14 protein-coding genes are annotated in these 15378 nt (G+C 42.9%); 7 read left to right on the forward strand and 7 right to left on the reverse strand.

Annotated features, from left to right (window positions below; translation table 11 throughout):
- Window positions 1-107: 107 nt before the first annotated feature.
- Entirely contained in the window at window positions 108-1046 is a 939-nt protein-coding gene (locus tag I6H64_RS07110) for a magnesium transporter CorA family protein (RefSeq protein ID WP_008841181.1), read from the forward strand.
- A 397-nt stretch (window positions 1047-1443) separates the two neighbouring features.
- On the opposite strand, the gene I6H64_RS07115 is transcribed toward I6H64_RS07110, so the two are convergent.
- The 3 genes from I6H64_RS07115 to I6H64_RS07125 are packed head-to-tail and all read right to left on the reverse strand — an operon-like array spanning window position 1444 to window position 3741.
- Window positions 1444-2208, reverse strand: a complete 765-nt coding sequence (locus I6H64_RS07115; RefSeq protein WP_024862600.1) for a YibE/F family protein — start codon at window positions 2206-2208, stop codon at window positions 1444-1446.
- Window positions 2201-3310 (reverse strand): YibE/F family protein, encoded by a 1110-nt coding sequence (locus tag I6H64_RS07120; RefSeq protein ID WP_008841183.1) that lies wholly within the window; start codon window positions 3308-3310, stop codon window positions 2201-2203. Before I6H64_RS07120 ends, I6H64_RS07115 begins: the two co-directional genes overlap by 8 nt.
- Window positions 3310-3741 carry a GNAT family N-acetyltransferase gene (locus I6H64_RS07125; protein WP_002831068.1) on the reverse strand — a complete coding sequence of 144 codons (432 nt, stop codon included), beginning with the start codon at window positions 3739-3741 and terminating at the stop codon, window positions 3310-3312. Before I6H64_RS07125 ends, I6H64_RS07120 begins: the two co-directional genes overlap by 1 nt.
- A gap of 187 nt (window positions 3742-3928) precedes the next feature.
- Here I6H64_RS07125 and I6H64_RS07130 point away from each other — a divergent pair, with 187 nt between their 5' ends.
- On the forward strand, window positions 3929-6085 hold the full coding sequence (locus tag I6H64_RS07130; RefSeq protein ID WP_008841184.1) for an LTA synthase family protein: 2157 nt from the start codon (window positions 3929-3931) through the stop codon (window positions 6083-6085).
- Between the two features lie 714 nt (window positions 6086-6799).
- Here I6H64_RS07130 and I6H64_RS07135 read toward each other — a convergent pair.
- On the reverse strand, window positions 6800-7783 hold the full coding sequence (locus tag I6H64_RS07135) for an NAD(P)/FAD-dependent oxidoreductase (RefSeq protein WP_036685201.1): 984 nt from the start codon (window positions 7781-7783) through the stop codon (window positions 6800-6802).
- A 160-nt stretch (window positions 7784-7943) separates the two neighbouring features.
- On the opposite strand from I6H64_RS07135, the gene I6H64_RS07140 reads away from it, so the two are divergent.
- Both I6H64_RS07140 and I6H64_RS07145 read left to right on the forward strand, forming a co-directional pair.
- On the forward strand, window positions 7944-8900 hold the full coding sequence (locus I6H64_RS07140) for a nucleoside hydrolase (RefSeq protein WP_036685203.1): 957 nt from the start codon (window positions 7944-7946) through the stop codon (window positions 8898-8900).
- 91 nt (window positions 8901-8991) lie between these two features.
- Window positions 8992-10968, forward strand: a complete 1977-nt coding sequence (locus tag I6H64_RS07145; protein ID WP_008841187.1) for a cation:proton antiporter — start codon at window positions 8992-8994, stop codon at window positions 10966-10968.
- A 119-nt stretch (window positions 10969-11087) separates the two neighbouring features.
- On the opposite strand, the gene I6H64_RS07150 is transcribed toward I6H64_RS07145, so the two are convergent.
- Entirely contained in the window at window positions 11088-12020 is a 933-nt protein-coding gene (locus I6H64_RS07150; protein ID WP_008841188.1) for an alpha/beta hydrolase, read from the reverse strand.
- Window positions 12021-12193: 173 nt separating this feature from the next.
- On the opposite strand from I6H64_RS07150, the gene I6H64_RS07155 reads away from it, so the two are divergent.
- The 3 genes from I6H64_RS07155 to I6H64_RS07165 all read left to right on the forward strand — a co-directional run bounded on the left by I6H64_RS07155 (window position 12194) and on the right by I6H64_RS07165 (window position 14451).
- Window positions 12194-12613, forward strand: a complete 420-nt coding sequence (locus I6H64_RS07155) for a helix-turn-helix domain-containing protein (RefSeq protein ID WP_002830039.1) — start codon at window positions 12194-12196, stop codon at window positions 12611-12613.
- 3 nt (window positions 12614-12616) lie between these two features.
- On the forward strand, window positions 12617-13468 hold the full coding sequence (locus I6H64_RS07160) for a hypothetical protein (protein ID WP_008841189.1): 852 nt from the start codon (window positions 12617-12619) through the stop codon (window positions 13466-13468).
- Window positions 13469-13806: 338 nt separating this feature from the next.
- A complete protein-coding gene (locus I6H64_RS07165) occupies window positions 13807-14451 on the forward strand; it encodes a DedA family protein (protein ID WP_008841190.1) in 645 nt (214 codons plus the stop codon).
- A gap of 34 nt (window positions 14452-14485) precedes the next feature.
- On the opposite strand, the gene I6H64_RS07170 is transcribed toward I6H64_RS07165, so the two are convergent.
- Together I6H64_RS07170 and I6H64_RS07175 are read right to left on the reverse strand one after the other, a co-directional pair.
- Complete coding sequence (locus I6H64_RS07170) at window positions 14486-14716, reverse strand: hypothetical protein (RefSeq protein ID WP_002831060.1); 231 nt, start codon at window positions 14714-14716, stop codon at window positions 14486-14488.
- Window positions 14703-15377, reverse strand: coding sequence for a L,D-transpeptidase (locus I6H64_RS07175; RefSeq protein WP_005919621.1), 675 nt, complete (start codon window positions 15375-15377; stop codon window positions 14703-14705). The genes I6H64_RS07170 and I6H64_RS07175 overlap by 14 nt, the downstream gene beginning before the upstream one ends.
- Window position 15378: the final 1 nt, after the last annotated feature.

Consider the following 15378-nt stretch of genomic DNA (forward strand, 5'->3'; position numbering starts at 1 on the left):
TAAATTTCTCCCCTTAAACTCCAAACAATATATTTTAATCGATTTAGTATATTTTTTCACCCATTAAGGGTTACACTTAGGTTAATACAAACAACGAGGTCCAGATTATGTTAAAAGTAAGCAAAACCGTGAATGATTTTTCGCTAATTCAAGTCTCGAACCCGAGTACTTTAGAATTACAGACCCTAGTAAAAACTTACCACGCCACTTCCGAAACGTTGAGTTACGCAATTGACCCTAACGAACGTGCTCGGGCAGAAATCGACGAAGAAAATAACAGCTTTTTGATTATTTTCCATGCTTTAAGCTCGCTATATAATGCCGGTATTCAGACCGAACCGGCCGCTTTTCTGTTTCTACCTAAGGCGCTGGTAATTTTTACTCACGATTCTACCCACTACGTTAATAAAATTATGGATCGCAATTTAAAAACTTTATTACGCAAAACTTTAAATAAACCGGTTCAGTTAAATAGTTCGCTGATGGTTAACGCCGTTTTCAACACGATTTACGAACTTTCGATGCGGTTTAACGACGCGGTTTCCCGAATTAATTATGATCGTCAAGCCATTCAGGATAAATTTAAAACCCGCCTGAACCACAGCGGCATCCAAAGCATGTTGCAATTAGAAACCAGTTTAATCTACTTACTGACTTCTCTAAAGTCGAATACGTCGTTGCTTAACAGCATGATGCGCCTCCCCAACCTAAACCTGACCAAGGCCCAACGGAATCGGCTGGAGGAGATCATTATTGAATCAGAGCAGAGTCAAGAAATGGCCCAGCTATCTTCAGACATTATCGAACAAGTTTCTAAATCCTATTCGGATATTTTAGACAATAACTTGAATAATACCATGAAATTCCTGACAATTCTTTCAATTGTTTTAGCAGTTCCTAACATTGTTTTTGGTTTCTTCGGTCAAAACGTTAAATTACCGCTTGCCGATCAAGGCTGGAGTTGGCTCGTTACCCTAGAAATTTCGTCCCTATTAATTCTAATTGTCTATCTAATCGTTAACTGGAGTAACTTTTTTAAAAAATGATCCCACAAAAATACAGCATTTCAAACCGGCATTGAGTAAAACCGCACCGGCTTGAAATACTGTATTTTTTATTATAGTTTGCTACTGCCTGCCGAAACGTGCAAAAAACTCAGTCTTCTCCGGCTAACCAAATTAAGGCATCAATCGCTCAAACCGCGATTAATGCCTTAATTCTGTGGGCCTTCTTTGCTGTGTAGTCAAAACGTGCTCCGAAACCCAAGACTCTCCGGCTAACCAAATTACGGGACCAATTGCTAACCCCGCAATTAGTCCCGTAATTCAGTGACGCTTCTTTGCTACCTTGTCGAAACGTGCAAAAAAACTCAGTCTTCTCCGGCTAACCAAATTAAGGCATCAATCGCTCAAACCGCGATTAATGCCTTAATTCTGTTAGTCCTCAAAGACTACCCGAGTTTTTTCGCACTCTTAATTGCGTTACCCATGCCGTCAACGGCACCGTGCTAATTACCCCGATGAAACCAATCAAAATCATCGAAAATTCTGCCGCAAAAATCTTATTATTAAAGAATTCGCTAAAGCGGTAATTCAACTTCACGTACCAAATAAATAAACCCAGAAAACTTCCAAAGAAGCCAAAAAATAAGGTGTTCAAAGCAGTCCCGATAATTTCTTTTCCAATTTCGTAGCCGTGACTAAAAAGCTTGGTCAAATCTAAATCCGGCGTTGTTTCAATCAGTTCCTGAATCCCCGTCGATACGGCAATCGAAGCTTCCGCAACCGCCCCCAACGAACTAATGATCATTGTCGACGTAATTACGTCACTAAACTTAATCCCAATTAACAACGACATCCCTTCGAGGTCCTCGTTGTTTTCGTTACCGAATCCTTGAATCATTAAGTGGGGATGAATAATCAGAATCAGCCCAATCAAAACTACCAATACTAATACCGAACTGTAAAATGCATTCTGTGTAATCTGGTCGTCGTCACTGCCCATGAAAATTGTAATGGCTAAAATCACCAAACTGCTGATAATGGTCACCGTCAACGCCGGAAAGCCCCACGAAATTAAAGCAATGTTTACGAACAATACCGCAAAATTCAAAATAATGCTTAAAAAGGCCCGCAATCCGGTCGCTCCCCCCACGATAACCATTAGAACCGCCAAGATGATCATTAAAATTAACGTCGCGCTAACCATTAGTCGGTACCCCCTTATTTTTGAAAAAGACGCCCGTTAGCCAACTCGCAATCGGTACCGTCAACACGATTCCAATTCCACTGATTAAGCTTTGCACAAAACCTAACTGCATGTTCATTTCAAAGGCGTACTGCCAACTGTTCCCGTTGCGTAAATAAAGCACCATCATGGAAAAGGTGTCGGCCATAAAAATCATGAACAACACGTTTAAAAGGGGACCCATAATGGTTTTACCGATGTTCCGTCCCGAAATCCACAGCTGTTTCATTGAAATCTGCGGGTTTTCTTTTCGCAGCTTAGCCAAACTGACAATGATGTCGGTAGACTCATCCATTACGGCCCCTAACGAACCTAGCACCGTTTCTGCTAAAAAGAGCGGTTCGGGATTTTGGATCACGTACTCCATGGTTTCAAAATGAAGCCCACCGTTGCCCGTCAAACTAAATACAAGTCCGCCAATCAACATTGCGCTAAAGGTTCCTGCTAAAGTCGTTAACAGACTAACCATCATTTTCTTGTTCCAGCCTAAAACTAAGGTAAGGGTGATGGCGCTAAACAACACCGCGACCACGCTAAAAATTGCCAATACTGCATATCCAGATTCTTGCACGTCAATTTCCACGGCAATAAAAAAGAGCACCATGTTTAATAACACACTGACAATTGCGTGAATTCCGGTTCGCCGCATTAAAATCAGCAACCCTACGGCAATCACTACCAATATCGTGATGGCGACGTCCCGCTTCAAATCTAATATCGTCGCCCCCTTCACCCGCTGCCCGGTGCCATTAAAATGTAACAGTACCGTTTGGCCCGGGCGATATTTTAAATCGGTCGCTTGGGAACCACTATATTCGTTCTTCACGGACACCGTTTGCCCCCGGTGTTTTCCGTTTAAAATTTTAATCTGGAGGCGTTGCTTGGCACGATAATCGTGATTATTAAAATTGTCGGTTTGCGGAACCTTTTTTAAATTAGTAACCCGTTCAATTCGACCTAACGGGGTCCGGTAAATCACGTCGTCATGCTGTACTAAGCCCACCACGAGTAGGCCAGTCAATATAACTACCAATATTAACCCAATTTGAGATTTCCAACGCATTAGAGTTTTTTCTCCATCCAGTAATGTAATAGGCCCGCTTCCATTTCTGGACCGCCAGTGCGCTCGTAATTCAACGCAAAGTAAAAGGGTTCCGCAGTTGCTTGGGCGTGTAACCGGATCTTTTCAATGCCCGCTTGGCGCCCTTGGGTTTCAATGTATTCAAAAAGTTCTTGGGCAAGGCCGTGACGCCGCGATTCCTTGGCAGTTGCCACCCGTTGTACTGTCCAGGTATTGGGCTCCGTCCGCCGGGTCCGAGCCGTCACGACCGGCGTATCGTCTTCGTAACCCACAAAGTATGTATAAAAATCTTCGTCAGCACCAAATTCAAGTGCGGGATCAATCCCCTGCTCCTCCACAAAAACTTGTCGCCGGAGTGCTAACGCGTCCATGTAAATTGGGCCCGTCGCTCCCTTAACCATTTTAGCTTCCATTGTGACCTTCCTTTCCAAATCCAAATTATTAAGCCCATCTTACAACAATTTCTTCATAGATTTGAAAATTTATTAAAATTTTATTTTATTCTTTCTTTAGTACCGACCCCTTAAGATTTCTTTAAACAATCTATGGTAAAATTGCATTTATATTTGTAAAGAACGTACTTTTGAAAGGTCTTTGAAAATGAAATCTCTTAAATCAAGAATTGACACGCGGTTCGGGTTCTTTATCCTGATCAGCGTCCTATTTTGGTTAAAAACTTTATTCGCTTACTTTACCGACATTTCCTTAGGAGTGTCCGGTATTTTTCAGTGGATTATTTTATTAATCAATCCCATTGCCACCACTATGCTAATCTTCGGGCTAGCCCTCTACGTCCGTCCTAAACGAGCTTTTTACTGGACGGCGATGCTTTTAGATTTAGCTAATACAGTTTTACTTTACTTAAACGTAATTTACTTTCGGGAATTTTCCGATTTTATGACCGTCAACACGATGCTCGGATATTCCAAGGTAAACCAAGGACTCAGCGCGAGTTCCATGTCGCTAACCAACTTTCACGACATCTTTTATTGGTTGGATCTACTGGTCATCTTTTTACTATTAGTCTTGAAAAAAATTAAGATGGATCCCCATCCGTTACCGAAAAAATTCGGTTTTCAAATTACTTCGGTAGGGATTTTATTCTTTGCGTTTAACCTCATGCTTGCCGAAATGGACCGTCCCCAATTAATCACCCGGACTTTTGACCGCTCCTACGTGGTTAAATACATGGGCATTGACGCCTTTACGGCTTACGACGGCGTTCAACTGGAGCGCAACATTAAGATGCGTTCCGAAGCTAAAAAAAGTGAGCTTACCTCGATTGAAAAATATGTTAAACAACACTATGCTAAGCCATCCGACGTTAGTTTTGGGAAGGCTAAGGGCAAAAACGTCATTATTATTCATTTAGAAAGTTTCCAACAGTTTTTAATTGACGATAAGGTTGAAGGACAGACGGTAACCCCATTTTTAAACAGTATTTACCATAGTAAATCAACCTATTCCTTCAGCAATTTCTTCCACCAAGTGGGCCAAGGAAAAACTAGCGACGCGGAAAACATGCTGGAAACCAGTACGTTTGGAACCCCGCAAGGTTCCCTGTTTGCCCAACTAGGTTCGGACCAAACTTTCCAAGCGGCTCCGGCAATTTTAAAACAGCACGGTAACTATACTTCCGCCGTTTTCCATGGAAACACCGCATCGTTCTGGAACCGCAATAACACTTATAAAAACATGGGTTATGAAAACTTCTTCTCCGCTAGCGACTTTGACGTTTCTGGGGATAAATCGACTACTTACGGACTAAAAGATAAGCTGTTGTTTAAAGACTCAGTGAAGTACTTACAACATCTCCAACAGCCGTTTTACGCTAAGTACATTACCGTAAGTAATCACATTCCGTACACGTTGGACGCAGAAGACAGCGACTTCAAAACTCCCGACACTGGCGATGCAACCGTGGACGGTTACTTCAAAACCGCTAACTATCTCGACCAGTCCATTGAAGAATTCTTCAACTTCTTAAAGAAATCGGGATTGTATGATAACTCAATGATTGTGCTGTATGGTGACCATTATGGGATTTCGAACTCGTCTAACAAAGCTTTAGCGAAGACTTTTGCTCAAGATCCAAATCACTTTAAACAGTTCGGCGATAATCCCACCGAAAACTGGAATAGTTGGGATAACGCCCAGTTACAACGGGTTCCCCTAATGATTCACATCCCAGGAATGAAAGATGGCGGAATTCAAAACCAATATGGGGGCGAAATTGACGTATTGCCAACCCTCCTTCATTTACTAGGAATTTCAAACAAGAACTATATCCAATTTGGTACCGACTTGTTGTCCAAACAACATAGCCAAATCGTAGCGTTCCGCAACAACGACTTCGTGACGCCTACGTATAGTTCGATTGGCAACACCCTGTACGACCAAAACGGTAACGAGATTACCGATCCTAGCGATGCTTTCTTAAAGAAGGTCAAGAAGGATCGTAAAGCCGCCCATAAACAATTAGAGATGTCGGATTCCTTGAACGAAAAGAACCTTTTACGCTTTTACAAGAATCCCGACTTTAAGAAGGTCAATTCCGCAGATTACAACTATTCTGACGGTTTAGACAAAGCTATCAAGATTGAGGACAAACTAAAATTAAAATCTACTTCAATGTATTCGCGTAATCAAGATAAGTCGTTGGAAGACCTTTATAAAACTGACGCGCCTGAAGTAAACCATAAGTCAACCAGTGAAAATCGAATTAAGATTACTAATCCGGATTCAAATGGTAGCTGATTTTAAAATTTAAAAGAGGATTTTCGTTGCGTGATGCAACTGAAAATCCTCTTTTTTTGTGGTTTGATTTAGTTAATTTTGGCGTTCTGCTGATAGATAGGCGAAACGCGTGGAAATCCCCAGCTCTCTCCGGCTAACTAAATTAAGGCATCAATCGCTAAACCCGCGATTAATGTCTCTGTGTTCTGTTGCTAGGTAGTCGAAACGTGTTTTCGTCCCAACTTCCTCCGGTTAACCAAATTAGGGCACCAATTGCTAAACCCGCAATTAGTGCCTGGCGTGCTACTGATAGATAGGCGAAACGCGTGGAAATCCCCAGCTCTCTCCGGCTAACTAAATTAAGGCATCAATCGCTAAACCCGCGATTAATGTCTCTGTGTTCTGTTGCTAGGTAGTCGAAACGTGTTTTCGTCCCAACTTCCTCCGGTTAACCAAATTAGGGCACCAATTGCTAAACCCGCAATTAGTGCCTGGCGTGCTACTGATAGATAGGCGAAACGCGTGGAAATCCCCAGCTCTCTCCGGCTAACTAAATTAAGGCATCAATCGTAAACCGCGATTAATGCCTCTGTGTTCTGTTGCTAGGTAGTCGAAACGTGTTTTCGTCCCCAACTTCCTCCGGTTAACCAAATTAAGGCACCAATTGCTAAACCCGCAATTAGTGCCTTAATTCAGTTATCCTCAGAAGCTGACCGGGGCCGAAAACACTCTCTATCATTTAAACATCGACGTACTATGTACCGGGCCCCTCTTTCCCGGATACAACTTTTTCATAATTTGATCTACCGCAATCGGTCCCTCTCCAAACGCCGTGGCTATCAATCTTAATTTTCCTTGATACTCAATTCCATCACCAATTGCATATACATTCGGCAAATTTGTTTTCATCAAGTTGTCCACCGCGAACATCCGGTGCGCTTGTTCTAATTCTACATCCCATTGCTTAATAATCTTATTGCTCGACGTAAATCCGTAGTTAACCACCACTTGGTTAAACTTCCGGGTCGTTAGCTCCTCGGTGCCGACTTCCTTTAAGTCCACCGCTACGCCCGCGGCTTCTTCCCGAACGTCATGAATCAAAAACGGCGTCAGGATTTCTACCGAAGAATCCTTCAACCTTTGCACACTTAGTTCAAGCCCGCGGAATTGTTCCCGCCGGTGAACTAGGCTAACTTGATGTGCGACCTTCTCCAACATTAACGCCACGTCGATCGCGGAATCTCCGCCGCCAGCAACCAACACGTCTTGGTCTTTAAACTGAGCTAATTCTGGAACGTGGTAAAAAATCTTGTCGCCTTCCAATTTTTTAAGGCCCTTCACCGCTAGTTTACGCGGATTGAACGCTCCGTTTCCGGTGGCCAACAGAATTGCCCGCGACTGATACTTTGCCTTCGTGGTTTCCACGTCGTATAGTTCCCCGTTAGGCGTAATGTTCACAACCGTTTCGTTAAGCCGGATCGGCACGTTAACCAAGCGAGTCTGCTTTTCCAATGACTTTGCTAAATCAGCAGCCTTCACGCCTGCGTAACCGCCCACGTCGTAAATTACTTTTTCTGGGTATAAAGCAGCTGCTTGTCCACCCACTTGGGCCAAACTTTCGATAATCTGCGTTTTTGCAGTCCGCATTCCTGCGTAAAATCCGGCAAACAAACCCGCAGGACCGCCCCCCACAATCGTAATGTCGTATATTTCAGTCATGATTTCTGCATCCTCTTTAATACAATAATTTTTTAGTTTACTAAATATCTTAACAGTTTCTTCAGCAAAAAAGAAAGCCAAGCATTGTTTTTTAACAACGAGTTTCGTATGATTAATTTGTAATACAGTACATAAACGTTTATTTAACGGAGGGGTTCTTTTGGCAAGTAAAAAAATGATTCTAGATCTTGATACTGGTATTGACGACGCAATGGCCATCGCCTACGCGTTAGCTGCTCCAGACGTCGATTTGATTGGTATTATTTCCACATATGGTAACGTACTAACACCCGATGCAGGAATTAACAGCTTAAAAATTCTCGAATTGCTCGGGCACACCGACATCCCCGTTTTCTTGGGCGATGAACATTCGCAAACAACCGACCATTTTGAAGTAATGCCAATTAGCGCACAAATCCACGGAAAAAATGGGATTGGCGAAGTGGACCTACCTACTCCGCAACGTAAATTAGAAGAACAATCTGGGATCGACTTCCTGATCGAAGCTGCCCACCAATATAACTCAGATTTAATCTTAGTTCCTACTGGTCCACTGACTAACCTCGCGGCCGCAATTCGGAAGGATCCGGAAATTACGGACTTGATTGGCAAGGTAACGCTAATGGGAGGCGCACTCACCGTACCAGGCAATGTGTCCCCAGTGGCTGAAGCTAACATCAACCAAGATCCGCACGCGGCTAACGAAGTCTTTACTCGTCAAAAGAACCTTACCATGGTTGGCCTAGACGTTACCCTAAGAACGTTGCTTACTAAAAAAGAAACCCAACAATGGCGTGATTTAGGCACCAACGCCGGACAGAAATTTGCTGACATCGTTGACTACTACATTGATGTTTATAAAATTACCAGTCCGCACTTAGGCGGCTGTGCGCTCCACGATCCGCTAGCAGTCGGCGTGGCCTTAGATCCTAGCCTAGTTCAAACGCTGGCCTTAAACATGTTTGTAGATACTACTGACGCCATGTGGGGCCGTACCATTGGTGATCCTGCTCGTTTAACCGATCCAGAACCCAACATCAACGTAGCAATTAACGTAGACGCCGACCGTTATCTACAACGTTTCATGGAATATTTAACTAACTTATTCAGTAAATAACTAAATTACTATTAATAAAAACGCGAAAATCGATTTTTCCGCGTTTTTTTGTTACGCTAATTAACATAAAACAAAGAAAGGAGGACCCGTATTGAACGTTTTATTTTTCATTTTAACTTTAATGTTGGCAGTTATTGTTGCTAACATTTTGGATTCTCGAATTAAGTTCCTACCTCGAGCAATTGTGCAAATCTTAGTGGGTTTGCTGCTATCATTTGTCCCAAACTTTAATCACTTTGTTCTGGAACCCGAAATATTCATGCTGGCAATCATTGCACCGCTGATGTTTCATGACGGTGCCAATACCGATATTAACAAATTAAAGCTAACCCTCGGAAACACGTTCTCGTTAGCCGTCGGTTTAGCCTTAACCACCATCTTAGGTGTGGGTTACCTAAGTTACTTAATGCTTCCCCACATCCCGCTCGCACTAGCATTTGCTTTGGCAGCAATCATCACCCCAACTGATGCGGTTGCCGTTTCATCCGTAACCGACAACTTAGAAATCCCCCCGGACGCAATGCTTAACCTAAAAAATGAATCTCTTTTTAACGACGCTAGCGGAATCGTGGCCTTTGACTTAGCACTCACCGCTTTTCAAACTGGGCACTTTTCACCTTTAATAAGCATTTTCGACTACTTATACGTATTCTTAGGCGGATTGATAATTGGTTGGATAATTGGCTGGGCATTTCTGCGACTTCAATTTTTACTGATTGAATCTAATATTGACGACGCTAACATTGTCGTCCCCATTAACTTGATCAAGCCCTTCGCCATCTATTTAGCTGCCGAACTTTGTGGTACTTCAGGAATTTTAGCCGCGGTTGCCGCCGGGTTAGTCCAAAGTACGCAAACCCCATTTTTACGCTTAACTTCCACTAAGATTCAAATCGTTTCTAAGACCACTACCGAAAATCTAAACGAACTATTAAATGGTTTTGTTTTTATCCTTTTAGGAGTTTCGCTACCTACCGTAATTTACGACATTGTTAATAACAGTCGTCAGGTGGCCTCGTTAACGGATTTAGTATTGATCGGTATCGTGCTGTACGTCACCATGATCGTGATTCGTTACGTTTGGGTGAGCTTGCGACTTGCTAGCATCCGGATTCGTCCCCAAGAACGACTTCTCAACCGTTTCTTAATCGCCATTAATGGCATTCACGGGACGATTACCCTAGCAATGGCCTTCTCAATCCCTTTGGTCTTCAAAAAGGCCGCTTTTCCGTTTCGTAACGACCTAATTTTTATCGCCGCTACGGTAATTGTCCTCAGTCTATGCGTGCCTAGCATTATTTTGCCGCTCGTCTTACCTAAAAAAACAGTTTCGTATAGCGCCGACGACATTAGCAAATACCGGCAGCAAATGATTAATTACGCTATTCAACAGGTTAAGGACGCTAACGAAGATCCGATTGAAACCCAAGCGGTCATTGCAACCTTGCAAAGCCAAGAATCGATGTTCCAGCGTCCAAAGAGACGAACCATTTTTAAACTGTTGCAAAAGTGCTTCAGCTTAGAAGAACAACTGCTACAAGAAATGGTGGACCAGGGCGAAATTAGCTCCAAGTTGCAAACTTTGTACGAACGAATGACCTTTTTCCAAAGCTACCAGCTGCGTCAATCGCTGTTCTACCAAATTTTATACCGAATTAAGTATTCCTTAATTCGTTTGAAACACCGGCTCCGACATAAGGCGGTCCACGTTAATAATCAAGCCATTAAACGCAAAATCAAAATTGCGCGGGATGACATTGCGAACGTGGAAGCTAAAATCATCCCCCGGATCCTAGAAGAATTGCACAACCAAATTACCAAAGAAAATCAAGCTGAAGTTCATTGGATTGAAAGCTATTACCGCGAACGTCACCGCCGTTTGCAGAATAATAAACAGGCTAACCGGATTCAAGACGAACTCTTCATTAGCGCGTTTCAAAATGAATACAATTTTATTCAAAACCAATTAAGTAAGCAAAATATTTCTCGTGAGCTAGCTAACCTGCTATATGAACAGGTAGCTAACGACGAATGGATTTACATGCAAAACGATTACATTTACGCGTAAAAAAAGTCTTAAAAGGATTGTCGTTTAAAACGATTCTTTTAAGACTTTTTTTCTTTTTACAAATTTATTCACACTTTGTCTGGGTGCGCAGTTTTCAACATCCCTTGTTGAAAAATCTGCTAAACGTTCTTTTCTAAAAATTTCTTAACTCGGTCGCGGTATTGCTGATAGTCCGTTTGCATAGCCTTCGCGTGCCCCGCGTCCTTCACCACGTACTTTTCTTTAGGCCCCTTCGTGGCAGCGTACAGCTGGTCAATCATTTTGGTAGGAACAAAGTCATCTTTTCCACCGTGAATGAACATCATCGGTTGATGATTTTTTGCCAACTGCTTCATGGCACTAGCTTCGCCATAACTGTAGCCCGCCCGAATCTTCGAAATTAAACTAACCGTCGGTACCAGTGGCCACTTCGGGAGGTGGTACATTGATTTGGCTTGGTAAGTAATTTCATCTTCCACGCTCGTATAACCACAATCCTCGATGTACGCCTTCACCTGGTGCGGAACGTCAGGCTCCCCACTGATCATCATCGTGGTTGCACCGCCCATGCTAACCCCGTACATCACCAGCTTTTGATGTTCGCCCTTCTCACGCAATAGTTTGTTCATCCATTTGATATAGTCACGCCGGTCTAACCAACCGTATCCAATTAGCTTCCCCTCGCTATTACCGTGAGCCCGGTCATCCGGAGCCAGTACGTTATAGCCTAAATCATGAAACATGGCTGCCGGGGCGCCTTCACCGTCTTTATTTTGTAGAAAACCATGCGCTAAAATGACCGTTTTATTTGTGGGATGGGCCGCTGGAATGTAATAAGCTTCCAGCTTCAAGTTACCGGACGCCGATTTCATCGTCCACTTTTCCTTTTTTACCCGTTGATACCATAATTTTTGGGTCCGCAACGGATCGTTTTTAGTGATTTTTCCGTCGTTCTTAATAAAACTTTTGGTACCGCGAACTTCCGCAACGTGGAAAAAATAAATCCCCGCGCCTAAGTCCACCACGAGCAAAACCGCTAGTACCACCAAAAGCCATTTCCAAAATTTTTTCATCGTATTCCTCCTAAACCAACTTTTTAGTATAGCGTTTTTTTACTGCCCTTGGCGGAAAATTACGCTAATCCCGAATTTGGCCCCAATTTGCTTGTGACATTTACTTTAATTTGTCGCATACCCTCGAACTGTATTAAAATAGGTCTAGAATATTATTCACAGGAGGACGGTCTATGTTTCCAGAACGTTTGCGCGCTTTACGCCACGGTAAGCACATCACTTTGGAGGTGCTTGCTCAAGAATTAAATGAATTATTTCCGGATGAAAATCCAAACACCGCTAATCAAATTGGGAATTGGGAACGGGGAATCCGCACCCCATCCTATCTGGAAGTGAAAAAATTAGCCGAATATTTCGACGTAAGCATGGACTATCTGTGTGGTCGCTCCGCGCTTAACGCCTATGATTTAAGCAAACTATTCCTATCTGGCCGTCAATTAAGCTTTGATCATAAAACGTTGAGTAGTGACGACCGCTACGAAGTTTTTCAATTAATCAACGGCTATTTCCACGGTAAGAAACGACGCCCAATTAACTCTTCCACGGAACAAGAAGAGCTTGATTTAAATTGGCAGAAAAGGAACGATGACTAAGTAATGAACCCGAAAAAATTGAAAAAGCTTCGGCGACAATTAAAAAAGGCGCAAACAACGCAATCGTCTGATCGTTACCTTCGCCAATTAACCAATTATCGCAATTTATTTAAAGATTATGGTTCAATTGTTTTTTTGATTAACCAAGTATTGGAAAGCGAGCGTTTAATTCGACAAAATCTATTGCCCCAGCAATTGCCGCTTTTAGAATTGCCCGACGACGTTCAAGAACAAATTTTTAACCGCCTCAAAGAACGCTTTCCGTTAGGTGATCCGCGGGGAGATCGGCTTTGGGAAAAATTAACTCGCGAACTACCCAAGTTAGATAAACTTTTGCGTTCGTACCGGGATTTCTTGGAAGAACGATACGGCATGTGGGCTTACATTTCCGCACCGTTAATTAACGATCTAACCGCCTATTTAGCCGGACGTCCCACCCTAGAAATCATGGCTGGCAACGGCTATATTAGTCACGGATTGCGGATGAAAGACCAGCCCGTAATTGCTACAGACTCGCTTGCTTGGCAATCCGAAAATGAAACTGGTCGACATTTGGTGACCGAAGTGGAGCCTTTGGATGCCCTCGCTGCCATCGAAAAGTATGGCCCGCAAGTTGATTACGTAATTATGGCTTGGGCTCCCGATGGGCTGGACATTGATGTCCAAGTTTTGAAAAAACTGCGCAGTTTGCCTAACCAGCCCCTATTAATCTGCATTGGCGAACAAAACGGCGCCACCAACAGTAACGAGTTTTGGCAAATTGCTCAATTGGTTGAACCAGAAGCCGCTGCTAAATTAAACCAACATTTTCAGCCGTTTGATTTAATTCATGACCAAGTATACCTAATCAAATAAACTAAAAAAGCGGACAAAAAAAGACCATGACGTAACCGAAATTACGTCATGGTCTTTTATAAACCGGTCATCAGCAAAATTGCTGAATTGGTCGTTGAGTGGCTCACACACCCAAATTGACCCGCACCTACAAAATCCGGTAGTTAATGTGTGCCGGTGAAATGGTCACTAGTCGCCGCAGCGAAACAGCCGAAGCTGCCTGACCCATCTCGACTCATCGCATGTAACTAATGTATCACAAAAATGGTTGCACAACAACCAGCTTGGACCTAAAAATTGCAATCTCGCCCAAAAAACTCTATCATGAGACTACCATAAAAACGATAAGGAGGTGTACGATGCTAAATTTAATTTGGGGATTTCTAGTTCATCCGTTATCCTACCTAACCCCCTTAACAACCCAATTAAATCAGTGGGTTTACTTGATCTTGTTTATCTGGATATTCTTGGAAACTGCCTTTATTTTCTTCTCTTTTTTGCCAGGGCAATCCGTTTTATTCTTAACTGGAACGATTGCTTCTACGGCCCCAGCACATTTAAATATTTTTCTACTGCTGCTAACTTTCATCGCTGCCGCAACTACCGGAGCCATGGTTAAGTATTGGTACGGTGTGAATTTGGAATCGAAAAATAAAATCGCTCAAAAAATCAGCGATTCTCCGCAGTTAGATCAAACCCAAAAGCTGTTTGATAAGAACACTAAAAAATCGCTGGTCTTTTCCCGGTTCATCCCCTTCGTGGGATTGTTCGTTCCCATTATTGCGGGAACGACCCAGATGGATTGGCGCCGTTTCAATAAGCTCAACTTTGCTGGCGTGTTACTGTGGGTATTGACTTGCTGCTTTGCCGGCTACTTCTTCGGCCGCACCGCTTTTGTTCGCCAATACTTCACCTTAATTTTCCTAATGCTAATTTTCGTTCCGTTCATGATCGAATTAGTTTGGCGCAAAATAAAAGGACGGGTTCAAACCGATGCCACCTAACAATTACTCAGGTGGTTCCGGGAACCCGTCTTTTTTATTTGCGTAATTTAATTTCTAAAGCACGTAAGCCAAAAATAATTACTAGGTAAAGTACCATCACGCCAAGGATGGTACCAAAGCCAATGAAGGTAGTGTGCAAAACTAAACGACCAATGATTTTCACCACTAACAGCAGTCCTAACAAAAGTCCTAGGCCCCACCCTACTTCTACAATAAAATGTCGGGGCCGGTGTAGCCATTCTTGAATCATCTTAATGTATTTCAACTTTCATACCCTCCGGAACGTTCTTATAAATCCATTTTGCATCTGGAACCGATAACCTTACACAGCCATGTGATTGGGCTTCCTTACCCAGTTGTTGCGCTTCTTTAGGGATAAATTTACCGTTCTTATCTGTAGGAACGGTGTGGAAAAGGTAAATCCCGTGATCCTTAAACGATACCCAGTACTTAGCCCCTTCCTTAGAAGCCGCGTTATAGAAGAAGTCGCCCCGTTCTTTTTGGATGTGGAAAGTTCCGGTTGGTGTCGGACTATCCTTGGATCCGGTGGATGCATACATGGTGTATAAGACCTTTTTTCCGTCCATCACGTAAACCCGTTGCTTGGCAATGGAAACCTTCAAGTAAGCCTGGGGATGCTTATCTAAATCAGGGTATTCATTTTTTTGCGAGGACTTTTTCCAATTTACGGGGTTCATTTTCGTCTTGGTAGAAGCTTTCGCCGTTTCTGCCGTGGGGGCTTCATCCCCAGCTAGTCCGGTATCCTTGGCCGAACTTTTGGGTAAAGCCTTTTGCTTAGCTGATTTTTGTAGTTCAACTTTAGCATCGTGACGAACTTGTTTTTGGTATGCTCGTGCACTAGTAAAAACCGCCCCCACAAATAAGACGATTGCCAAACCAATAATCAATTCAAATCTTCTTTTCATA

This window comes from Pediococcus acidilactici (genome assembly GCF_016127815.1).
GTDB lineage: Bacteria > Bacillota > Bacilli > Lactobacillales > Lactobacillaceae > Pediococcus > Pediococcus acidilactici.